Annotated in this window: 21 protein-coding genes; 12 read left to right on the top strand and 9 right to left on the bottom strand. The window is 33.5% G+C overall.

Annotated features, from left to right (window positions below):
- Positions 1–299: 299 nt before the first annotated feature.
- From ACSBFT_RS05405 to ACSBFT_RS05370, 8 genes are all read left to right on the top strand, one after another.
- A complete protein-coding gene (locus ACSBFT_RS05405; protein WP_463047031.1) occupies positions 300–818 on the top strand; it encodes an NUDIX hydrolase in 519 nt (172 codons plus the stop codon).
- Between the two features lie 131 nt (positions 819–949).
- On the top strand, positions 950–2,440 hold the full coding sequence (locus ACSBFT_RS05400; RefSeq protein ID WP_489603829.1) for a pyridoxal phosphate-dependent decarboxylase family protein: 1,491 nt from the start codon (positions 950–952) through the stop codon (positions 2,438–2,440).
- A gap of 360 nt (positions 2,441–2,800) precedes the next feature.
- Positions 2,801–3,190: a hypothetical protein gene (locus ACSBFT_RS05395; protein WP_489603828.1), complete on the top strand. Its 390-nt coding sequence runs from the start codon at positions 2,801–2,803 to the stop codon at positions 3,188–3,190.
- Positions 3,191–3,482: 292 nt separating this feature from the next.
- Positions 3,483–4,220 (top strand): YoaK family protein, encoded by a 738-nt coding sequence (locus ACSBFT_RS05390; protein WP_489603827.1) that lies wholly within the window; start codon positions 3,483–3,485, stop codon positions 4,218–4,220.
- 251 nt (positions 4,221–4,471) lie between these two features.
- Positions 4,472–5,056: a DUF6134 family protein gene (locus tag ACSBFT_RS05385; protein ID WP_489603826.1), complete on the top strand. Its 585-nt coding sequence runs from the start codon at positions 4,472–4,474 to the stop codon at positions 5,054–5,056.
- Between the two features lie 263 nt (positions 5,057–5,319).
- Complete coding sequence (locus ACSBFT_RS05380; protein ID WP_489603825.1) at positions 5,320–6,417, top strand: AsmA family protein; 1,098 nt, start codon at positions 5,320–5,322, stop codon at positions 6,415–6,417.
- Between the two features lie 334 nt (positions 6,418–6,751).
- Complete coding sequence (gene cysC / locus ACSBFT_RS05375; protein ID WP_463047037.1) at positions 6,752–7,297, top strand: adenylyl-sulfate kinase; 546 nt, start codon at positions 6,752–6,754, stop codon at positions 7,295–7,297.
- Between the two features lie 143 nt (positions 7,298–7,440).
- Positions 7,441–8,115, top strand: coding sequence for a hypothetical protein (locus ACSBFT_RS05370; RefSeq protein ID WP_463047038.1), 675 nt, complete (start codon positions 7,441–7,443; stop codon positions 8,113–8,115).
- A 134-nt stretch (positions 8,116–8,249) separates the two neighbouring features.
- On the opposite strand, the gene ACSBFT_RS05365 is transcribed toward ACSBFT_RS05370, so the two are convergent.
- The 3 genes from ACSBFT_RS05365 to ACSBFT_RS05355 form a co-directional block, all read right to left on the bottom strand.
- The gene (locus tag ACSBFT_RS05365; protein WP_489602210.1) at positions 8,250–9,278 is read right to left on the bottom strand and encodes a transposase; all 1,029 of its coding nucleotides are present in this window, start codon (positions 9,276–9,278) and stop codon (positions 8,250–8,252) included.
- Between the two features lie 202 nt (positions 9,279–9,480).
- The gene (locus ACSBFT_RS05360; protein ID WP_489603824.1) at positions 9,481–9,630 is read right to left on the bottom strand and encodes a hypothetical protein; all 150 of its coding nucleotides are present in this window, start codon (positions 9,628–9,630) and stop codon (positions 9,481–9,483) included.
- 100 nt (positions 9,631–9,730) lie between these two features.
- Positions 9,731–10,846 carry a glycosyltransferase family 4 protein gene (locus ACSBFT_RS05355; protein ID WP_489603823.1) on the bottom strand — a complete coding sequence of 372 codons (1,116 nt, stop codon included), beginning with the start codon at positions 10,844–10,846 and terminating at the stop codon, positions 9,731–9,733.
- Between the two features lie 874 nt (positions 10,847–11,720).
- Here ACSBFT_RS05355 and ACSBFT_RS05350 point away from each other — a divergent pair.
- The 4 genes from ACSBFT_RS05350 (at position 11,721) to ACSBFT_RS05335 (ending at position 16,433) form a co-directional block, all read left to right on the top strand.
- On the top strand, positions 11,721–12,470 hold the full coding sequence (locus tag ACSBFT_RS05350) for a hypothetical protein (RefSeq protein WP_463047042.1): 750 nt from the start codon (positions 11,721–11,723) through the stop codon (positions 12,468–12,470).
- A gap of 457 nt (positions 12,471–12,927) precedes the next feature.
- Positions 12,928–13,929: a polysaccharide deacetylase family protein gene (locus ACSBFT_RS05345; RefSeq protein ID WP_489603822.1), complete on the top strand. Its 1,002-nt coding sequence runs from the start codon at positions 12,928–12,930 to the stop codon at positions 13,927–13,929.
- 184 nt (positions 13,930–14,113) lie between these two features.
- Entirely contained in the window at positions 14,114–15,148 is a 1,035-nt protein-coding gene (locus ACSBFT_RS05340; protein WP_463047044.1) for a GDSL-type esterase/lipase family protein, read from the top strand.
- A gap of 163 nt (positions 15,149–15,311) precedes the next feature.
- Positions 15,312–16,433: a glycosyltransferase gene (locus tag ACSBFT_RS05335; RefSeq protein WP_463047045.1), complete on the top strand. Its 1,122-nt coding sequence runs from the start codon at positions 15,312–15,314 to the stop codon at positions 16,431–16,433.
- Here ACSBFT_RS05335 and ACSBFT_RS05330 read toward each other — a convergent pair.
- The 6 genes from ACSBFT_RS05330 to ACSBFT_RS05305 form a co-directional block, all read right to left on the bottom strand.
- Positions 16,430–17,359 carry a hypothetical protein gene (locus ACSBFT_RS05330; protein ID WP_463047046.1) on the bottom strand — a complete coding sequence of 310 codons (930 nt, stop codon included), beginning with the start codon at positions 17,357–17,359 and terminating at the stop codon, positions 16,430–16,432. The genes ACSBFT_RS05335 and ACSBFT_RS05330 overlap by 4 nt on opposite strands.
- Before the next feature lie 71 nt (positions 17,360–17,430).
- Positions 17,431–18,255, bottom strand: coding sequence for a glycosyltransferase (locus ACSBFT_RS05325; RefSeq protein WP_489603821.1), 825 nt, complete (start codon positions 18,253–18,255; stop codon positions 17,431–17,433).
- Between the two features lie 76 nt (positions 18,256–18,331).
- Positions 18,332–19,456 carry a glycosyltransferase gene (locus tag ACSBFT_RS05320; protein WP_463047048.1) on the bottom strand — a complete coding sequence of 375 codons (1,125 nt, stop codon included), beginning with the start codon at positions 19,454–19,456 and terminating at the stop codon, positions 18,332–18,334.
- Positions 19,453–20,148 (bottom strand): class I SAM-dependent methyltransferase, encoded by a 696-nt coding sequence (locus tag ACSBFT_RS05315; RefSeq protein WP_463047049.1) that lies wholly within the window; start codon positions 20,146–20,148, stop codon positions 19,453–19,455. Before ACSBFT_RS05315 ends, ACSBFT_RS05320 begins: the two co-directional genes overlap by 4 nt.
- Complete coding sequence (locus ACSBFT_RS05310) at positions 20,124–20,909, bottom strand: class I SAM-dependent methyltransferase (RefSeq protein WP_463047050.1); 786 nt, start codon at positions 20,907–20,909, stop codon at positions 20,124–20,126. The genes ACSBFT_RS05315 and ACSBFT_RS05310 overlap by 25 nt, the downstream gene beginning before the upstream one ends.
- On the bottom strand, positions 20,906–22,417 hold the full coding sequence (locus tag ACSBFT_RS05305) for a B12-binding domain-containing radical SAM protein (protein WP_463047051.1): 1,512 nt from the start codon (positions 22,415–22,417) through the stop codon (positions 20,906–20,908). The genes ACSBFT_RS05310 and ACSBFT_RS05305 overlap by 4 nt, the downstream gene beginning before the upstream one ends.
- Between the last annotated feature and the right edge of the window lie 32 nt (positions 22,418–22,449).

Genomic DNA, 22,449 nt, shown 5'->3' with positions numbered 1-22,449 from the left:
GTTTTACTGAGTACTACGTTTCTCATGATTTTGGCACGATTTCGACAAGCTCCGTTACCTTGTTAAAAAAATGTCATGTAAATTCTATTTAATGATGAAACTTGTAAAATAAACTTAGGCTTAAACCCAATTTATTCATTAGAAAATCTCCCGATTTTATCGGGACCATAGATAAATTGCTTCAATTCATCAACTTTAAAGGGACAGAATAAAAGCTTAAACAATAATTGTGCTTCATTTCAACGATTCGCTACATACCAAATGGCAGTCCCATTACTAACCCAATTCACTATTTATACGTGCAAAATTTAAAAACCCATTATCACCCTGAGGTAACTACTTTAGAGCATAAATCCGTTTTTACACGCTTAGCAACAAGGAGTATTGCCATTCAAGGGAATTCTATTCTACTACTTTATACCGAAAGATATGAAGACTACAGTCTTCCAGGAGGTGGCTTAGATCTGGGCGAAGATAAAATAGAAGGAATGATGCGTGAACTTAGCGAAGAAACTGGAGCCAAAAACATTAGGAATATTAAGCCCTTTGGTGTTTACGAAGAATATAGGCCTTGGCACAAGCCAGATTTCGATGTTCAGCATATGATTTCTTATTGCTATACCTGCGAAATCAACCCCGAGTTGGGCGAATCAAACTTGGAGCTTTACGAGACAAAAAATGGTATGAAAGCCATCTGGATTAATATTCATGAAGCCATCAATCACAATAAAAAGACCATGGCTACAAGTGCCAAAAAGGGCATGTCTATTGAACGAGAAACCTTTTTGCTCATGCTTATTGCGGAAAGAATTGGCTAGCTAAAACGATTCACGGCAGAGCCAATCATTCACTTCCGTTATATAAAAATCGCTTTAGAATATTTAAAGTAATGGCCGATTTACGGCTAAGCTTCTGTATATTAAACCTTTGCAACAGATGAATGAAAACCATGTCAAAGATTAGAAAATCATCCATTGAGATGGATAAAGAAGCGTTTAGGAAAATCGGGCATCAACTGATAGATGATATTGCCAACTTCCTTTCTTCCATTGATAAAAAACCGGTTACGCCAAACGAAAGTCCTCTTCAGCTCCAAAAACTATTGGGTAATGCCTCCCTACCTGAAAATGGCAGCCCAATAAGTGAGCTTGTTTCAAAAGCGACATCATTGCTGTTTGAGCATTCCCTTTTTAATGGTCATCCTAAATTCCTAGGCTACATCACGTCCTCTCCTGCCCCACTTGGAGCCTTAGCCGATCTATTAGCCGCTGCCGTAAATCCGAATGTCGGAGCTCATATATTAAGCCCAATGGCCACGGAAATAGAGAAACAGACCGTGCAGTGGTTGGCGGAGTTTATTGGTGTTTCTCCTAGCTATGGTGGCATATTGGTCAGTGGTGGAAACATGGCAAATTTCACAGCTTTTTTAGCAGCTAGAACGGCCAAAGCTCCTAAAAGTATCAAAGAGGAAGGATTAAGCGGTTTACCTAAAAAACTAACTGTTTATTGTTCTAAAAGTACGCATACTTGGGTAGAGAAGGCCGCTATATTATTTGGTTTAGGGACTAAATCTATCCGTTGGATACCCACAGATGACTGCAACAAGATGAACAATGCCGTGCTAGAAGAAACCATCAAAAAGGACATAGAAAATGACTTTCAACCCATCATGGTGATTGGAACTGCGGGTGATGTCAGTACGGGCGTGGTAGATGATCTCATGGGCATTTCCACCATTTGTAAAAATTATGATTTATGGTTTCACATTGATGGTGCCTACGGCGTTCCTGCAGCGGTGCTTCCTGCATTTCAAAAGGTTTTTAAAGGCTTGTCTGAAGCCGATTCAATCGCTCTAGACCCACATAAATGGTTATATAGTCCACTGGAAGCTGGATGTACTTTGGTTAAAAATCCACAGCATTTAATAGACACCTACAGTTCACACCCAGCGTATTATAATTTCACAATACATGAAGAAGAAAATGCTCAGAACTTTTACGAATATGGGCTACAAAACTCTCGTGGTTTCAGGGCGTTAAAGGTATGGTTAACCTTACAGCAAATAGGCAGAAAAGGTTACGAAGAATTAATTGGTGAAGATATTGAGCTATCTAAATATTTATTTCAACTTGCCAAAAGTCATCCGTCATTAGAGGCTATGACTCAAAATCTAAGTATCACTACCTTTAGGTACATCCCTGATGGAGATTTGGATTTAGAAAATGACTATTTAAATAAGCTCAATGAAATCCTTTTGAATGTTTTACAAACAGGTGGCGAGGTATTTCTTTCGAATGCCATAGTGAATGAAAAATATTGTTTGAGGGCGTGCATTGTCAATTTCAGAACTTCAGAAGATGATATAAAGGAAATAATAGAAATCGTTGTAAGAGAGGGCCGAAATGCTCATCTGAAAATGAAAAAGGGTTCGAAGGTTTAAACCCGCTTTATTCATTAGAAAGTCTCCCGATTTTATCGGAACCGTAGCTAAATTGCTACAAATCAGTTTACTTCGTCAAGCTCAGCACAGGCTACACCCATTTAAACTCAATCACCAGAACCAAAAGCTCAGGGTAAACCGCTATGTTAATCTCGTTTAAATGTCTGATTTATTACACTTTAGCTACTCATAACAATTCTCCAAGGCATAAACTGGGTTAAACGAGCTATGACCTGAAATCGTTTTGCAACTCACATAAATCACTTAGATTAGCGGAATCGATAAACAGGCTATGCCTATGTTAACCCTATTCAACCTTTGTGCCTAATGAGCAAAAAACGAGCTAAAGCATTGCATAAAATGAGCAAAAAAACAGCTTTGCTGATTATGTTTTTCATCCTTGGAATCGTTTTAATATTTCACATTCTGATCTTTTTTGAGCAAATATCATATGATAAAGTTTGGTCAGGAAAGCTTGATTCCGTAGAGGAAATGAAATCTTTTGAAACATTCTCAATACTCCTGAATATTTTCATGATGACTATTTTTTTCTTAAAGTACAAACTACTTATAAGAGCAACCACCAATCGGGTAATTGATATTCTTATCTGGATTTTTGCGGTGCTTTTTGCTCTCAACACCCTGGGCAATCTGTTTGCACAAAGTATTATAGAATTAATTCTTGGAACCTTTTTGACATTGATTTCATGTATATTATGTATCATCATTGTTAAATCAAAAGCTCCTTAGAGGAGACCTAAAATTTTAAGGAGAAGGCCCGCTTCATGTTCTAAAAGGCCGCATCATTCATGTGTCTTCTTATTGAAGCGAGGAAACAGGTTAGGACTTTTTAATAGGATACCGAGGTTTCAGAAGTATAGGAATCGTAATTATCACCAGAAACTTATACAAACATGTTTGAAATCATTTTTCACCATTAATAAATCACGTAGATTGGCCACGACAATAAGCAGGATATGCTTAACGTCAACGATATCCAATCTTATGTGCCACAAGTTCTCAAGCACAGAATTATTAATAAATGTTCAAACACCAAGGTAAAAGCCGAACTTTTAAGCATAATCTCCAACTGGCCACGGTCTTATCTTTAGTAGCAGGAATAGTCAATATCTGTGGATTCTTGTCTATACAACAACTTACCACCAATGTCACAGGGCATTTTGCCTTATTAATATACGATGTCGCTAATTCCCAATTTTTGAAAGCTGCTACCTATTTTGGATATATTTTTTCATTCTTTATTGGTTCCTTCACTTCCAGTTTTCTAATAGAGAGCTTTCTTGAAAATAAACGACTTAATGTATATGTTATTCCTACCTTCATAGAGTGTATTGTGCTACTGTTGGTGGTGCTGATGGGTTACACCAACAAACTAGAATATCCTAATGTTATCGCCTGTTTACTACTTTTTGCCATGGGGCTTCAGAATTCTTTTGTAACCAAAATATCAAAAGCCGTGGTTCGAACAACGCACCTTACAGGGCTTTTCACTGACCTAGGGATAGAACTCTCGCAGCTTCTTTTCCCAAAACGTTACCCACTGAGAAAAAAAATAAAGACTACTATTAAACTAAGGATTTACATCATCACGTCTTTTTTTATTGGAGGTTTATCTGGTGCTTACTTATTCATTGAATTAGACCTTAAACTAAAGACACTCATCATTGCCATACTTATTTTGTTATTCGGTGTCTTTTATGATGATTTCAAATATAGAATCTTAATAACCAAAAGGAAATTTACCCAAAAGACTAGCTAAGTAATTGTTTATAAATACTGTGCACCACAAATCACTGGCTTAGTCATAGATACTTTTTGATGATCGAAAGGAATACTTTAACCCGCTTTATTAGAAAACCTCCCGATTTTATCGGGACTGTAGCTAAATTGCTTCCCATCGGCAAGCTCAGGGTAAACTGCTATGCTAATCTCGTTGAAATGTCTGATTTATTCCACTTTAAAACTCATTATGATACTCCAATGCATAAACCGGGTTTAATAAAGTTAATTGTGAGAAGTATAATTTTACTTGCCCTAATCTTTTTTGCAAGGGTACCATCAATAAATGCACAGACATTATCGTATAACATCACAGCTAATAATACGCACCTCGGTCAGATTACCGTAAAAAAAAGTCAAGAAAATGATTTGGTTAAAATTGAAGTCCACAGCGAAGTAAATGTTAAAATATTAATCGACATTGATTTGACCTATAAGCTCACTGCTTATTATAACAGCGGTGAATTGGTGTCCAGTTCGGTTTCAACCTTTGTAAACGGAAAATTGCATTCTTCTAGCGTCACTGAAAAAATCAATGGCATTTACTCCGTGACAAAAGATGGCGAACTATCCAAATTCGAGAAAGACATTAACTACTCTGGAGCCATGTTATATTGGGATCAACCTGATAATGTTTCCAAAGTTTATTCTGAAATCGACAACATCGAGAAGCCTATAAAAAAAATAGGAACTGGGCAGTATCAGCTTACGGAGCCGAAAAGTAAACGCACGAGTGATTACTTTTATAGTAAAGGAACCTTGAACAGAGCAGTCATTCAACATAGGTTAATGACTTTTGAGCTGAACAAGAAGTAATGCGTTTTGAAGTATTCTGCTGTTATGGTTTCAAAACATTTCTTTACATAACTCACCTAAATTAACCATTTCCTTCAAGAAAGTAGATTCAATGATTTTTTTGTAATCCGAGATCTATATGATAGCGTATTTTCAAAAAAAACTATTGAAAGTTATACATTCCTTGTAGTACAGTAAACCAGCCAATGGGTAAACTCAAATTATAGTTGTTCTAAAATGTGATAGACATGGAATGTATATATTTTTTAAAATCATTATCACCCATGAAGAAATACAGAAAAAGATCCGCCTTACTCATCATAGTCAGCTTATTGATTGTTTTCCGATTATTCCTTCCATCCATTGTTAAGAACTACTTAAACAATGTATTAACAGAGCTACCGGGCTATACCGGAGCAGTAGAAGACGTAGATATTGCTTTGATAAGAGGAGCCTATATTATTAGAGGCATGCACTTATCTGTGGTGGATGCTGGTACCGAAGTTCCTTTTATCCAACTACCAGAAGCCGATATTTCCATTGAATGGAAATCCTTATTCAAAGGCAGAATTGTCAGTGAAATCATATTGAACACCCCCGAGATTATCTATGTCATGGAAGATCAAGCGGATGCCAAAGGGGCAGATCAAAAGGATTGGACAAAAGCCCTCACGGATATTGTACCGCTTAACATCAATCGTTTTGAGGTCCATGAAGGTAAAATTAGTCTGGTGATGCTGTCAGCAGACCCGGACGTTGACTTAACCATGGAAAAGGTAGAACTTACGGCCAACAACCTGAGTAATGTCATTGCGGCTGAGCAGACACTTCCTAGTGCATTTAATATGAGTGCGAGTACATTTGGTAATGGTACATTGGCTATGGATGGTAACCTTAATCTACTTAAAGAAATTCCTGATATGGATATCACTTTCAAATTAGAGAATTCTGATGTAACAGCACTAAATGATTTGACAAAGCATTACGGAAAAGCTGACTTTGAATCTGGGATTTTCAATCTTTATGGTGAATTGGCCATTGCAAATAGCTACCTGAAAGGTTATGTAAAACCATTCATCAAGAACTCAAAATTAATTGGTCCAGAAGACCATTTTGTGGAGACGGTTTGGGAAGGTTTCATTGGCTTCTTTAAATTTGTTTTCAAAAATCAAAAGACAGATTCTGTAGCGATGAAAGTACCTTTCGAAGGTGATTTAAAAAACGTAGACACGGCTGTCTGGTCGACCGTGGTGAGTATTATAAATAATGCATGGATAGAGGCTTTTGTAGATAATGTCGATAATACCATAGAATTTCAAGATGCATTTCAGGATAGAAAAGACATGACCAAAAAGAAATCTAAAGGCAGAAAAAAAAGCTGATGCCCACATTAAATCCCGTTGGACATGAAAATTTGTTGCTTATGCTCTTTGGCGATGAACGTTAGGAAGTTATTTTTAATGAAGTTTGAATTAGTTGATTATAGTGCTCATAACATGGCTCAATAACCCATTTTAAAAACCTGTTGCCAAACCCAGCACAAAATTCTTTTTAAACGCCTTAAAGATATTGCCCTTTAATTGACATGAAATTCATAATGTAACCCATATTATTATTTATTTAGGACAGCATTGATCTTTAATGAAAAAATGTATTTCAAAGTATAATTATTTAAAATTTGCATAATTTAGTTTTTTTAATAACTACCCTTATTTTATGATAATTATTCAGATGACTGGTTTATCTGGTGCCGGTAAAACAACTATCGCAAACTTTACAAAGGAATATTTGACAAAACATAAAATCAAAACGGAAGTTATTGATGGTGATATTTATAGGGGACTTTTTTTCCCCGATTTAGGTTTTACCAAAGAGGAAAGGGTTCATAATATTAACTGTTTGTTCTATTTAGCTAAAAGATTCGCCGATCAAGGTATTATCGCAATTATTTCGAGTATCAACCCTTATGAAAAAGTCAGGCATGATAATTCTTTGGAGACGAAACACACTGTAAAAACGGTTTATATTGAAGCTGAATTAAACACATTAATCAAACGTGATACAAAAGGCCTATACAAAAGAGCCTTTCTAGAAGACGAGAACCCACAAAAACTTAAAAACTTAACAGGAGTAAGTGATGTTTACGACATTCCTGAAATTCCAGACTTATTAATTAAGACCGATAAGTTGTCAATTGAGGAATCTTCAACAAAGCTAATTGATTTGATTTTAGAAGTTTTGAAAAAGGATAATACCCAATAGTATATTAAGGAGATGAAACATATCGAGTCTACCAATTTAGAAGACAACAATAAAAGGATTGTCTATTATTACAGTTAGGCAAACTTTAAATTAACAGGAACTTTCTTAAAGTTATCAAATATTGTAATAAAAGCAACCTATAAATGTATCCATTCAAAGAAACTTATCAAATATTTATCTTAGGACACATGCGAAGTAGATCATCCTTGTTTGCCCATATACTCATGACAGATAAGAAGATATTTGGAATGGGTGAAAGTAATAAGGTTTATACAACTAAATTGGATATTGTAAAAATGAGAATTAAGACTCAGCAATACTTCGGCAAAATACTTCCATTGAACTTTAAATTTCTTGATCAAATTAATCACAACCAAAAAACACCCAATTTAGATTTAATCAAGTCCTTTTCTCGCATTGTGGTTTTGGTAAGGAAACCAGAAGAGACGTTCGAGAGCATTAGAAAATTGACAAAAGACTTTTATAAAGAATGGGGGCATGAAGAGATTGAGAAGTACTATATTGATAGATTGGAATTCTTGAAAGAGCTCAAAAAGACTAGTTTGAAATCGCAACTCTTAGTTGTTGATTCGGAAGATTTAGTTTCCAATACAGCTAAATGCCTAGAAGAAGTACGTTCTTTTCTGCATTTAGAAAATAAATTATCAACAAACTATGACCTTCATTCATTTACTGGAAAACATGGAGACCCATCAAAAAACATAAGTGTTGGTAGTTTAATTCAACCAGAAAAATCTTTATATCAAAAGGGGATTTCGAAAAAATCCTGGAAACTTTATGAGTCAATTATTAAATGAATAAGGTTTAGAAGTTTTTCATTTAAAATAAACTCAACTTGAGTTAGTTTTAATCCCTGGTTTAGCCCCCTAATAGGCAGACACTTGCCGAAGGTTTATTAAATGTATAAAATTGTTTTTCTTATACTACGATTTTAGCTGTTTAAGGTGCTTGTTCTCTGGTTTCTTTGTGCCAGCAGAGCTTTAGTTTCTTCTGATATAATTCTGAATTCTCCATTTGGTTTGATTTTATAATGAGGTATTCGTAATTGAATATTGTACTTGTGGTTAATCTTTTTATGCGGTTCTACCAATATCATTTCCTGTTCCCAAAGTTTAATAAATGCGTTGGGGTTTAGGTGCTTTAGACTTCCATGTAACCTCACGTTATTATAAGTATAATAGAAGTGTTCTAGCTGTTTCTCTAAGTCAGTTATGGTCTTGTATTCCTGGAGTTCTAGTGAGCGACCAAGTATGGCATGAAAGCTTTCTACATGACCATTTTCTTGGGGCGTATAGGGATGTGTAAATACCTGCTTGATGTGATTTTTAGCAAAGTATTCTTGGACTGTTTTGGCAGCAAATCTTGTGTCATTATCGTTACGAAGCTCTAGGGTTAGTTCTTGCTCCAGCAGACCTGCTGGTTGTAATTCTTGAAGGATAATTTGCTCCCAAGCAGCTTTAATTTGGGCTTGTTTAATGGAGTAAGCCACCGTCCAATAAAGTACCTTTCTTGTAAAACAATCTATTACTGTAAGAATGAATGCATAGCATTGATGTTCTATAACCCACTGGAACTTTCTATCCATCTCTAAGACCTCTAAAGGCCTTTTAAGATTAACCCGCCTATATTTTACATAATTCCTAGCCGCTCTTTTATGTCGGTCACCAAGCAGTTGATATTTATACATTAGGCGATATACCTTTTTGTGATTAATCAAAAAACCTTCGTGCTGTAAGGCCGCGGTCATAACTCTATATCCATAACTGGTCTCTGGCAACAGCAGGGTGTTAATAATTACACCAATGACAAGCTCTTCGGCTACTTCCACCAAGTCGCCATGCCCATTTATTTGATTAGTGATACAAGTAGGTTTCCTACCTGCTTTTTTACGTTTGCCTAACTTCTTGTAGTACTCATATTTAGTGAGTTTACAGAGCTTTAAAGTAAGTTCTAATTTCATCCCCCATCCGACGTACTTTCTGACTAAAGCTTGTTTCTCAGATGGGGGTACTTCTTTTTTAGCAACTCATCTTTTAGCTTACTCTCCAACTCTTTCTCAGCTATGATTTCCTTCAGAGCTTTGTTCTCTTTTTCCAGTTTCTTGATGATAGCAAGGCGTTCCTTAGTAAGGCCATGAGTCAGGCCAACCTCACCCATCTCTTCTACCTTTTTCTTCCAGCCTGCCTGTCGGCAGACAGGTAATAAAAGGTAGCTGGATAAAGTGCATACTTATCCAACGTGATTTTTACGCCTTTCTCTGAGGCTTCTTTTACAATAGCCAGTTTTTCGGCTTTGCTATACTTCTTTCCCATACTCATAATTACAAAAAATATTTCGTAATCACGTTTGATATATTAAGGGGCTGAAACAATCCCTAAAAAGGTAAAACTACACGAACAGTAAATTTATAATTCAAATTTTGACTAAAAGATTATTTGCAACTTCTTCAATTCTCAATCCTATGGCATTGAACGAAAGGTTATTCTGAAATTGAAGTAAAACTTGTTTACGCATATCGTCTATTTTAACTTTTTCACTTTCTCTTAATTTACTAAATAAATCCATTTCATTAGCTACCTCAAACAACATCCCACAATCACCATTATTCGTCATAGTTCTAAATGAAGCAATATTAGTTCCTATCGGAATACAACCACAGCTCATCGCCTCACAAAATGCAATACCACTACCTTCATAATGTGAAGCAGAAATAAAAAAGTCACTGGAATTGTACCAATTTTCTAACTGGTCATGAGAAACTTTCCCTAAAAGAATAACAGATGAAGTCATGTTATTTTTCTGAATGAATGATTTCACCTCACTTTCAATAATGGCACTCGCATAAATCATAGTTAGCTTAGCAATAGGATTATGATTAAGATATAAGTTAAACCCTTTCAGCATGGTTATGGGGTCTTTGTTGGCATCAAGACGGCCAACCCACAAAAAAGAATGAGCAGGACGCTCCATATTTTTATTTACAAAGCAACTGGAGAACTCCATAACCTCATTAATACGACAGGAGTCTTTAATAATATTGTAATCCTCAAACGGACGTGCTAGCTCACTTGACGCAAATAGATATGCATCTGCTCTTGAATAGACTATTTTTTGTAACCATCTTTTAAAAATATTTTTAAATGGCTTTTCAGCATGGTGTTGAACGATAACCTTTGTTGACTTATCTAGGAAAAAAAACAAACTCAACAATTGAATTGGGAAAATGAAGCCGTGTACAAACACAATGGAAGGTTTTTGCTTTTTTATAAACAAAAAGAGTGAAAAAGGGAAGAATCTGAAGAGCCCCCTTTTTACATTAAAATGAATTTCATTTTTAGCATTATTGTCAATGACAATAGGTCGTGTTTTTACTTTCAAATACTTAACACTATATATTTTTTCTAAGGACTCAAAGATTGGGGCAATGAGTGATTGAATCAATCGTAAAAAATCATTTTCACTTTGGAGCATAACTCTGAAAGTAATAATTACAAAAAGAGGTTTACTTTGTGATATTTTTTTTTCCATGTTTCAAAGAATACTTTTCCCAAAATTAGTGCTAAACAATTTCATTATAAATAATATATAAAGCTAAAGTTGAGCTGAGCAACTTGAAAGGATCTAATCGGAGGAACTATTACAAAAATTCCTAAAAAAAGGGTAAAAGCAAAGTGAGTTGGAATATCTTTAATAATAGAGAAGACTGTCTAGTAATATGAAATACAAGCATGGATTAAAAAATCTCATATTTCTAAAGAATAATCATTCTCACCAAAAATGAATAAGCATAGAATATTAAGACTTTTTATTCTAACATCAATAACTCTAACTATTAGTCATGATACAAGAGGTTTTCTTATCCTTTTTTTACGAAAAGAATCTAAGGTATTAAATTAATACCCTAGGCTTAGCGTATCAATATAGTTTTAATTCGAAATATGCTAAAACATGTCGAATTTGATTCATGTTAAGATTAATAGTTTAGGTGCTAAATCAGCTGAAATTACGGAGAATCACCAGAGAAAATTATAGTTGTTGGAAGCTTACACTACAACCTCTAAACGATAGGCCATTTATTAAAATTACCTTTTAAGGACATACTTTAAAGAATATAGAATGAACCGAAAAGCTAGTAGCATATGGGCCTATGTTGAGCTCAAACTTACCAGATATTTGGCATGAGAAAACAATTGAATGTCTTTTTATTTCGTAGTTTAGAACTGTGTTTTGGGTTCCGAAATCTCACATGTTTTTACTTGTACCATAATATTTTGATTAAGAGCATAATTTAAGATGAACAAAGTATATCTCAGCTTAATTTGGGTGCGTTCAACAAAACCTAAACTACATTAAAACCCAGTTTGGCTAAAATATTATTGCACATAAATCATAGTAATCCCAAATGATAAAATACATTTTTTCTATAAATACAGGAAGATCTGGTTCCCACTATCTTTCCAACATACTGAAAGAGTTCGAAAACATTAATGCTTTTCACGAACCAAATCCCTCTATGCTTGGTAAACCAATGGTTGAATTTCTTCGTGGTAGACCGGAAAAGTTAGAGAAGAAAATGAAAGAGAAAATCATTGCGATAAATTCAGCCATTGATGAAAAAAAACATTACATAGAAACTAATCACACTTTCATTAAGGGATTTGGCTGGTTAATACCCTCTTTAATACCACATGAAGAATTGGGTATAATTATACTTAAAAGAGATAAAGATGAAATCATCAAAAGTTTTTATAGAATAAATTGTACTCCTTTAAATTATAACGGATTGGTGACAATCATGAATCCATTAATGAAAAACCCCATTAATCCAGTTTCTAATTTTGATAAAGTTAAATACCGAATTCTACTTTTTATTTCAAGACTGTCAGAAAGCAAAAAAAACCCATTCCCCTTTAACGTAAAAAAACTAAAAGTCATTCGGGAATTCGAATTGAAATATTTAGAATGGTACGTAAAAGAAACACATGCTCAAGGGCTAAAATTCAAGAGTAAATTTACTGATATCAAAATTTATGAAACAACAATTGAAAAATTAAATTACGCCCATGAATTTAAGAAAATGTTTGATTTCTTTGGAATCGACTTTCTACCAAAGGATTCATTCTATCCAAAGTTGAATATTAAAACAAACTAAAACTTGCTACAATCGAGCAGCCTGCCGTAAGCCAAAAACCTTATAGAAGGATCATGCCAAGAAATTACCCGAACAACCTATCACTACATTGCAACTCGATTTGTCTATAAATTGAATTGTTTTTTTAGTATGTTTCAAGATGATTTTGAAAGATAATTCCTTTGGAATTTATTCTTTTTTGAATGGCCAAGTTTCTAATTTTGAAGGGATCGTCTCATTTATTGTAGGCTATCCAGATGGCAGTGTTTCAGAAACAGTCAAATGATAAAAAATTACGAAAACAGAATACAAAGTTTGTCACCTTTATTTCCCTAATGCTATATATAAACTATTGGTAAAGCAAAGTAAACTATCCTGAGAAATTTATAGACACAAGTTCTAATGATTTTGATCCAAGCCTAATAAATGAAGATATTGTACAAACAAGCATATAAGTCTTCTCTGATATATCCTGATTATGATAAATTCATTTTATACATTCCATAAAAAAACTAGTTATCATGTTCGCAGAATTGGTATTGGTATGATATCTCATTTTTGTGGAACCAACTGGTTATTGAGTGATCGACCAGGAAAATGTATTCTACTTTATCATGGTGTTGATTATATAGGGCAAACCTCTATAAATACACGTTTTGTTTCGGAACAGCTCTTTGAACAACAATTAGATTTTTTACAAACCCACTATAATTTAGTTTCGCTGTCTGATTTAGTATCCGATAAAATCGATCCAAATCGCATGAATATTGCCATCGTATTTGACGATGGATATAGAAATAATTTACAAATAGCTTTACCAATTCTTGAAAAAAAACAGATACATGCTACGTTCTTTGTCACAGCCATTAATCACACTAAATATCCGATGCTTTGGACTGACTATTTAGACCTTGCATCTTATTTAAGCAACGCCAACATAACCGTTGGAGGTGATGAGTATTATAAAAAAAAAGGAGTCTATCAAAACATCGATGGTTTAAGCCTAAAAACTAGGTGTAAAGCACAGAATTGGACTTTTAAAAAGCAAGTTTATTCCGCCTTTCCAGAAATTGAAGACATGACAAAATTAGAAGATTGGGAAATTTACTGGAAAACCCTGTCTGACGAAGAAATAATTAAATTAGACAAATCTAAGTATGCTACTGTAGAATTACATGGATACTACCATGAAAACCTCGGGATTTGCGGTCATACTGAAGCAGTTCGATTAATAATTAAGGCGAAGCAATATTTGGAAAACCTATTACAAAGAGAAATTCGGAGTATTGCTTATCCTGATGGGTCTTATACCAGAGATTTAATTATATCTTGTTTCGAAATGGGCTTAAAAAACCAATATGCAGTAGATTATCTATTTCCGGAAGATGTGACCGATTCTAGAGTTCACTCAAGGCTTACAATTAACCCTTTTACCAATTTGTCACATCAAGCTTGGGCTATATTAAATAATAAATATTAGATAAATTGAGTACACAAATAACGGTCAAAATTCGCGAAAGGATGTGAACAGAACTGGCTAACTATTTCGGTCAAAATTAATAATTGAAGATAATATCAAATATTACATAAAATATTATTCAAAAGACTAGTTCTAAGAAAACCTAAACTGATTTAAAAGAAGCTTTAGCAAAGCCCTCAGCTATATGAAAAAAATATTCCCTAATATATTATTGATTCTATTTGGTCTTTTAATTGGCTTGCTGATTGCTGAATTAATATTAAGGATTTATAATCCTCTTCCTACCAGAGTTGTGGGAAATTCTTTACGCTTATTAAAAAACTATGAGAAAACTATAATCATCGATAACCCATCTCAACAAGCAGGACTAGATGATACAATTTATTATAGCACCAATTCCATAGGTTTTAGGGGGATAAACCCGCCGTCTAATTTGGCAGACTACTATTCCATATTTACAGTAGGCGGCAGTACAACTGAATGCTCCCTTCTTGACAATACGAAGACTTGGACACATATATTAAATTCAAAGTTATCTCAGACAAAGGACAGTGTTTGGGTAAACAATGCCGGAATTGATGGGTGTTCCTCTTTTGGTCATTCAGTTCTATTAAAAGAACATATTTTTTACTATAACCCTGATATGGTATTGTTTTTAGTTGGACTCAATGAAATGTATGTAGTAAAAAATAATGAAGATTCATTTTTAGAAGATTCACGTGAGTATCGACTTAGAAAGTTCGCTCAAAAAAGCAAGCTATTTTCTTTCCTATGGAATCTACGCAGGCAATTGCTAGTAAGAACATATGAGATGGGGCATATGTCAAAAAAGTCTCCTGAGAATTTATCAAAAAAAGAATTTAAAGAGAAAAGTAAACTTTATTTAAACAACCAGAAAGAATATAAGCAAAGATTATATAAGCTTATAAATCAATGTATTAATAGGAACATAACACCTGTACTCATTACTCAACCAATATATAATCTTACTGATTTGCATCCACTTTCTTTTGTTAAATATTATAACCAAACAACCATCCAAGTTGGACTGGAAAATGATGTATTAGTGATTGACCTAGCATCTAAATTAGAGGATAATCCTGATTTTTATTATGACTTAGTACATTATACTAACATTGGAGCAGAAAAAGTAGGATACATCATTTATGAAGAGCTAATAAATGAACTCCCATTCTCTAAAAAGAATAAAGTGCATTAAAATGCTCTTTATTTAAACATGATTTGTTTATTAAACTCATTGAATGGCAAAATACATATTTTGGTCAAGGGACTAATGTTTTAAATAATACATTAATAATTCAACGAATATGATAATTCAACGAATATGATAATTCAATTAGCAAAATAAGTCCTCAAACATCATGAATAAAAAAAGAATCGCCATTATTACTTTTGGAAGTGTAGGTACTGGATTTAGATCAGAGGGAATTCCTCACCAAGCGATTCTTATTGAGGAGCTGGCTAATATTTATGACATAACAGTTTATTCTTTTGCCAAGGTTAATGAAAACTTTGTTGCGAAAAACTATAAGTTAATTGACGTATCCTTTTTTAAAAATCAGCGACTTTTCATTCGCTTCTTCTATCTTTTTTCTTCCATACTATCTAATCATTTAAAACGGCCTTATCACCTATTTCTGGGTTATTGGGGCTTCCCTTGCGGTTTTTTATCCGTTTTAGTAGGTAATATTCTAAAAAGGCCAGTGGTAGTAGGCTTTATGGGAGGAGAAGTTGTTCGTTTTCCTGAAATAAACTACGGCGAATTTCATAAAAAATGGTTTAGAAAAATACTGAATTATACAGCTTGGAATGCTGATTGCATACTGGTCTTATCTAAGTATCAAATTATTAAAATCAAAGAAAGTGGTATAACATTTAAGCAAATTCAATTAATCCCTTTTGGGGTGGATAACCATAAATTTAAATTTATAAATAATCCACTAACACTTCCATTACAAATAATCCATGTAGCTAGTATAAATTTGGTAAAAGACCAAGTGACATTGTTAAAAGCATTCAAAAAAGTCAATCAAGAAATAGATGCTCATTTGACAATAATAGGATTAGATACACTTAATGGGAAAATACAACAATTAGCAAAAAACATGGGTCTGACTAATAATATTTCCTTTCTTGGGAGGGTTGCTTATAAAGAGCTACCAGAATACTTTTCTAAATCACATATCTTCCTACTTACTTCATTATATGAGAGTCAAGCTGTTGTAGTTAATGAAGCCATGTCATCAGGCTTGGTTGTGGTTGGAACTCGAGTTGGTTTGATTGCAGATTTGGAAAACTTCTGTACACTTGCCGTCGATATAAAAGATTCAGACACATTGGCACAAAAGGTAATTTCACTTTTAAACAACCATCATCAATATACTGATTATCAAACAAAGGGATTAGCATGGTCTAAGAAACATGATATAGATTGGACTGTGAGTAAGTATCAAGAACTATTTGATAAGCTTATAAAAAACTAAAAAGTGTCAGAATCGGCAAAGGTTAATTTCAATTTTTCCCATGGTATGCCTGAACCTAAATCTTTATAAAAAATGGTAGAAGATACTTTAGCATCATAATTATTATCAAAATACTGTTGAAGATTACTACCAGTCTGGGTTTGAAAAACAATTTTCCTTAGCCCCAATTTCCTACATATTTGACAAATTTTATCCATTGCAGATAATAGCTCTATTTCAGAATCCGTCTTAATATCTCCAATACAGAGTTGACCATAATTTATTTTTACCCAAAAAGTTACTTCTTCTACTTTTAAAAAGATACTACCAAAGTTCAACTTGTACTCCATATGCTCCTTATTTCTATCAACAATTAAATATTCTTCATGGCTAAATGAGTTAAATAAAACGGGCTTAACCAAGTGTTTCTTCAAGAAATACATTGCAGATTTTGTGTAAAATTGACCTAGACCTAATCTGTTGAAAATACTCCAAATTGGCAATGTCTTTATTGATATTTCATACCTTTTAAAGGGCTCTAAAACTGTCCAATTTAATTTTGAGACTACACCACTACTAGACTTATTAGCAATCCCAAAAAAACCTGACATTTTCTCTTTAATTCCTATAGAAGTGCAGTATTCAAATAATTGTGAAGAGAGCCCCTTTCTAAAATACTCCGGATTAGTAACCGTATCACAACTTTGGGCCGCCAAAAACTTTTTTCCTTCGTAACTTAATAGATAAGGTAATTGAGCAATGTATGCTACAGGTGTATTACTATTTTCATAAATAGCCACCCCTAAAACCGTTTTTTTTAAATGTTTACAATCATATTTTTTATAGAAATCTATTTTTTTTTGACCTGATGCTTCAAAAAGCCTTGCCATACCTAGATAGTGTACGGCGGTTATTCTTTCGATTCTATAGTTACTTTTTCTTTCCATTGCTAGATTAATTCAAGAATAAGGTCCTGATAAATTTACTATTACAAACCTTCCCTTCATTTACTATTTTTTCATAAAAAATCAAATTGATTAATAGTCCTTACGTTGATTTCTTTACGCTCTTTATCAAAAAACCAGCCCCATTTATTAAAGTACTTGATGGCAGAATGAACGAAAAGCATAAATAACTTCAGGTCTTTCCCTGCCCCATTCTGGTAGGCATGATATACTGAAACATCTGGATAGTAAATGGTCTTATACTTTTGATAAATTCTACGAGATAAATCTGAATCTTCGAAATACATAAAAAAACGCTTATCATACATTCCTAATTCCCTGATCACTTTCAAATTTAACAAACTAAAACAGCCAGAAACACGTGGTGCAATATACGTTTTGGTTTGAGGTGCATTTCTCAATTCGTATAAATTGATAAACTTATTAAAGGCCTTTCTTGGAATCTTTATTTTTCGCCAAATCATATAAAAAGGAGATGGCGGAAGCTTCGGCAAAAATTGAATACTTCCATCATAATTCAATATTTTAGGCATCATTAGGCCAATTTCCGGGTCATTTACCATAACATTTACCATTGGAAGCAACACCTCTTCCTTAAAATAAATATCGGGATTTACTACAAAATGATAGGCCGATTCACTTTCAATTGCTGCTTTTATCGCAATATTATGTGCCTTTCCAAAACCCAAGTTTTGTTTATTATGTAAATAAACAACTCGCCTATCGTTTGTGATATTTTCAAATTCGTCAGTGTCCGAATTATCAATTAAATAAAGTTTTGTTAACTCTTCTGATCTTAACACACTGGAAATAGCCTTTATCAAGACATTTCTCTCATTGTTATAAATTACGATAGAGGCTGTTATAGTTAGTTTCAAATTATAATTTCCTTAACAGGAATGTCATTTTAAATTAATTCAAAAGAAAACGATTTCATTACGTAGGAAAGTTTTTTTAATTCAAAAGTAATTTGAACAGTTCCTCCCAATTTTCTGCTTTTGGAGCCGGAATCTCAGCAGATCCGTTATTTTCATAATCAATTTTCTCTTTTAAAATCACCTTTTTCATAACCGCAGCCCAGGCTTGCGGGTTATTTGTTTCTAAGAAACGGACTTTTCTATATGCTCCAACTGTTTCTTTGGCATAAGGCAAGTCGGCTACCAACATTGGTTTTTGAAAGTCTTTAAATTCCGAAATAGGTAAACCCCATGTTTCTAATCTTGAAGGGAAAACAAGTGCAGAACAATGACCATAGTGCTTAAAAACCTTTTCCTTGTCCAAAAGTCCAACAAATTCAATTTGAGGAATACCTCCAAATTTCTTAAAAAGACTTCTGCTAAAACTATTGTCGTTCTCATCAATGGTTAAAATAATTTGAAAATCAGTAATTCCTTCTTTCAATAATATTTCAGCAGCTTGGCCTAGAACAGTGAAATTCTTATGTGTCCTTGGTAAGCTTGGATAGAAAAAAGTTGGTGTTTCACTCGCTTTCTGTAAACCAGCTTCTTTTAGAACCTCTTTCCGAATTGGCTGGGCTACAACTATCTTGTTTTTAGGAATATTAAACCAAGAGCTCACCTTCTCTTTTAACCAGTACGCCTGAACTACAATAAAATCGTTTGATTTATGATTAAACTGTAAGACATAGCGATACAAAAAGGAATGAACAAACAGTTTTGTATTCGAAAGTAACTCACCAATATTGGCCTTATAAAATGGACTTGGACTTTGCCAATAAACAGCTTTCTTTTCTGCTTTTAACTTAGGGCTAATGTCATGTAGCGAAAACCATAAATAGACATTTTTAAAGGAACTATCACTTTTAATAAGTCTACTGAAGTAAACAAATTCGTAATAAAGTCTAAACAAATAACTTTTCCTTGATTTAGGAAATTCTCTAAACAGTATATTTCCTGGGTATTTTTTTATCTCAAAAAGTGAAATCTTGTGCACTAAAACAATGATTTTAAAATCTGAATATTTAGCATTTGCCAACTCATTCAAACAATCCATCAAAATTGTTAGTGGACCACCCTCAAAATAATTAATAGCGGAAAGTACAATTATTCTTTTATTCATAACTCTATCAATACCATGTATTTCCCTTCGCTTTTTAAGTCCACTATTTTGTCAATTATGTTTTCTTCAAATGGCGTTTTTGATAGATTTATTTTCCTGAAAAATCCGGTCAAAATATTTTCATTTTTATTTAATTCAGGAAATGAGGTTACTAACAAATACTTACTTTGACTTCTTCTGAAATTTTGTAAAGCTTTCATTACAAGTTCATCAGATAAATGACTCAAGCCATCTCTACATAATATCACATCAACTTTTGGCAATTCATCGCATACCATGTCTAATTTTTGAAATGATATATTTTCTTGGGTAAATTTTTGCTGACATGTAATAACCAAATCCTCCACAATATCGGCTCCCTTGTAATCAATACTTTTTAAGTCAATTGTTTTAAACCAATTAAAATCTCCGCACGGAATATCCAAAATCGATTTTATCAAATATTTTTCAAGTAATTCAGGTAATTCTTCCCTTAATGAATGAGTAGAATTATACTTTGATCCGCTACCTGAAACTGTTTCATGGTCACCCCAGATTTTTCTTCTATATATCAAACTAAAAACCTCTTCTGGCGTGTGAGTTTTGTAATACTCCAAAATTCTATTCTCAATCCATTTTTTTCGAATATTTAAAATAAAATCAGGAATGAGTGTCTTGATAAGTCGTTTTATTTCTTTTGAAAACTCGTCCATACGAAAGGGTTCTGTTTTTTACCGAGTATTTTATTCAAAAAGTAAAACTTAAGACGTTTATAAGTTGGCGAAAATGGTGTAAAATCGTCCAAACTATGATGAAAGTAAAATTCTGCCATCTCGGTACAGCCAATCGACTTATAATACTTCATTGTTCTATTCCTTGCTAATTCTACTTCACCTTTTTTATAAAAAGGGCTATCTAAAATATGAATTTCACCACCTGATTTTAGAATTTCAAATAAGTGCCAAAACAATTCAGGAATAGACGGAAAATATTGTATTGCCGAATTAATTACTACCATATCGAAACAATCTTTACCAAATAAATCTTCAAAAATATCCCCATAGGCAAACTGAAGCCTATCATTACTAAAAAGGCTTTGTGCTTGTTTTAATTCATATAAATTTAAATCTAAACCCAGCACTTCATTCTTCTCTATTTCGGCCATCTTAGAAGAAAACCAACCATTACCACAACCTAAATCTAAAATTTTCAATGGCTCTTTCTTCATCTTTAAAAATTCACAGAAACTATCTACTGTATCTTTTCTTAATTGCCATTCTTCAAAATGCGGATGTTCTAATGGTAAATCAGGCAATTTTTTAACTAAGTCATCACTTAAAACTCTACCTTCTTTACTCCTCAATTTTAAATATAAATCTTCTATCTTGTTTTCACCTTTATACTTTGAGAGCAGCCCCACACCATCTGTGTAATCAATGAGTGGATGATTCAAAATATTATTCCAATATTTCATATCAACTCTGCCCCCTCTATTTCTGGTTGACGGTATTTAAGCCAGAATTTCTGTAATACCTTAAGTTCATATGGAGCTTTATAAAAGTTCGTTTTGTATCTGATATTTGCTATTCCTGAAATGAGTTTTCTTTGGAAACTACTCAATTTTATATCTTGTGTTGTTGGATATCGAGCATTCAAAACTACCTCGAAATTTTGGATTTTATCAATCATGGCTCTCGTTAGCCAAGGGGTAAGCGGATTCTTTCGTAAATCAAAATTTTGCCAACTATCATCTAGCCAATCCTCTAAGGTTTTAGGAAAACGAAAACCTGAATCCTTCACCTTTTCATACATTTCAGAGCCTTCTTGTGGCACTGGACTATAGACATAAATAATAATTTCGGTATCTGGATTTATCTCCTTTATTTTTTTAATATAAAGTATCTCTTTATCTATTTGTTGCATTACCTTTTCTGAGCTTTCAGCCGGAAAACCCAATACGAAAGAATACTCTGGAATGATATCGAAATCTTTCATACGCTTTGCAAATCCTAACATTTGGTCTCCCGATTGCGTGCCACCCTTATCAATTTCGCTCAATAATTCGTCATTGCCGCTTTCTGCTCCCAAAAAGATCATCTTACAACCCGATTCTCTTAGTAGGGCTAATGTCTCATCTGAAAACTTGTCCATTGTGTCAATCCTTGCTTCTCCCCACCAATTTATTCCATGCCCATTTATCAATTTTGAAAACTCAACTACCCTTTTTTCAGAAACAAAAAAATTATTATCAGTGAACTCCACTGAATCAATTTGGTATTTTTCTTTTTGATATATGATATCCGCAAACATCGTTTCGGCAGATTTCCCTTTCCAACGAGCTTTAAAAATAGGAACAATGCCACAAAACGAACAAGTGAATGGGCAACCCAAACTACTATGATACTGGGTGGTTCGCTTACCCAAATGGGTTTTCCCTATATAACCGTCCATCGAATAAAATTTCTCAAGGAAAGTATATGGCAACCTAGGAATGGTATCCATATCAATCATCGTAACCTTTGGCGTTTTTATGATTTCTCCTTTTTCAAGGTAAATCAGGTTCTTGATCGACTTCAAAGACTCTTTTGCTTCCAATGCATCAATCAAAGCCGGAAAAGCAATATCACCAATCCCATTAACAAGATAATCCACAGCATCAGATTCAATACAAACTTGATACTGGTTAGAAGCGAAATAACCACCCCAAATAGTAATAATTTCAGAAAACTTCTCCTTTATTTTTTTTGTAAATCTTATTGCCTGATCTAATTGTGGACCTGGCATTACAGTACAAGCAAAATACTTAAATTCCCCAGAATTTAGATAGTTTTCAATCTTAGAATATGGGTCAGTTTCACGATTTCCATCAACAAAAACGAATTCATACTTCCCCCACAAAGCCGCTCCCAACTGCATGATAGTTATAGGTAGTCGAGGCTTACTTTTTGTTGCCCTTGGATTAAAAATAATTACTTTATTCATAGTTAATAACACGACTTTTTCAAAATATTTTT

The sequence above is a fragment of the Arcticibacterium sp. SM2516 genome (assembly GCF_057914865.1).
The sequence above is the reverse complement of the archived record's forward strand: the minus strand, read 5'-3'. Positions and strand labels throughout refer to the sequence as shown.

Bases quoted from the DNA above. Each gene is read 5' to 3' on its own strand.
- ACSBFT_RS05310 (WP_463047050.1), bottom strand. From the start codon at position 20,909: ATGAAATATTGGAATAATATTTTGAATCATCCACTCATTGATTACACA.
- ACSBFT_RS05340 (WP_463047044.1), top strand. From the start codon at position 14,114: ATGAAAAAAATATTCCCTAATATATTATTGATTCTATTTGGTCTTTTA.
- ACSBFT_RS05390 (WP_489603827.1), top strand. From the start codon at position 3,483: ATGTTCAAACACCAAGGTAAAAGCCGAACTTTTAAGCATAATCTCCAA.
- ACSBFT_RS05305 (WP_463047051.1), bottom strand. From the start codon at position 22,417: ATGAATAAAGTAATTATTTTTAATCCAAGGGCAACAAAAAGTAAGCCT.
- ACSBFT_RS05345 (WP_489603822.1), top strand. From the start codon at position 12,928: ATGATAAATTCATTTTATACATTCCATAAAAAAACTAGTTATCATGTT.
- ACSBFT_RS05355 (WP_489603823.1), bottom strand. From the start codon at position 10,846: ATGGAAAAAAAAATATCACAAAGTAAACCTCTTTTTGTAATTATTACT.
- ACSBFT_RS05380 (WP_489603825.1), top strand. From the start codon at position 5,320: ATGAAGAAATACAGAAAAAGATCCGCCTTACTCATCATAGTCAGCTTA.
- ACSBFT_RS05395 (WP_489603828.1), top strand. From the start codon at position 2,801: ATGAGCAAAAAAACAGCTTTGCTGATTATGTTTTTCATCCTTGGAATC.
- cysC (WP_463047037.1), top strand. From the start codon at position 6,752: ATGATAATTATTCAGATGACTGGTTTATCTGGTGCCGGTAAAACAACT.
- ACSBFT_RS05370 (WP_463047038.1), top strand. From the start codon at position 7,441: ATGTATCCATTCAAAGAAACTTATCAAATATTTATCTTAGGACACATG.
- ACSBFT_RS05330 (WP_463047046.1), bottom strand. From the start codon at position 17,359: ATGGAAAGAAAAAGTAACTATAGAATCGAAAGAATAACCGCCGTACAC.
- ACSBFT_RS05315 (WP_463047049.1), bottom strand. From the start codon at position 20,148: ATGGACGAGTTTTCAAAAGAAATAAAACGACTTATCAAGACACTCATT.
- ACSBFT_RS05400 (WP_489603829.1), top strand. From the start codon at position 950: ATGTCAAAGATTAGAAAATCATCCATTGAGATGGATAAAGAAGCGTTT.
- ACSBFT_RS05350 (WP_463047042.1), top strand. From the start codon at position 11,721: ATGATAAAATACATTTTTTCTATAAATACAGGAAGATCTGGTTCCCAC.
- ACSBFT_RS05360 (WP_489603824.1), bottom strand. From the start codon at position 9,630: ATGGGAAAGAAGTATAGCAAAGCCGAAAAACTGGCTATTGTAAAAGAA.
- ACSBFT_RS05320 (WP_463047048.1), bottom strand. From the start codon at position 19,456: ATGAATAAAAGAATAATTGTACTTTCCGCTATTAATTATTTTGAGGGT.
- ACSBFT_RS05365 (WP_489602210.1), bottom strand. From the start codon at position 9,278: ATGAAATTAGAACTTACTTTAAAGCTCTGTAAACTCACTAAATATGAG.
- ACSBFT_RS05335 (WP_463047045.1), top strand. From the start codon at position 15,312: ATGAATAAAAAAAGAATCGCCATTATTACTTTTGGAAGTGTAGGTACT.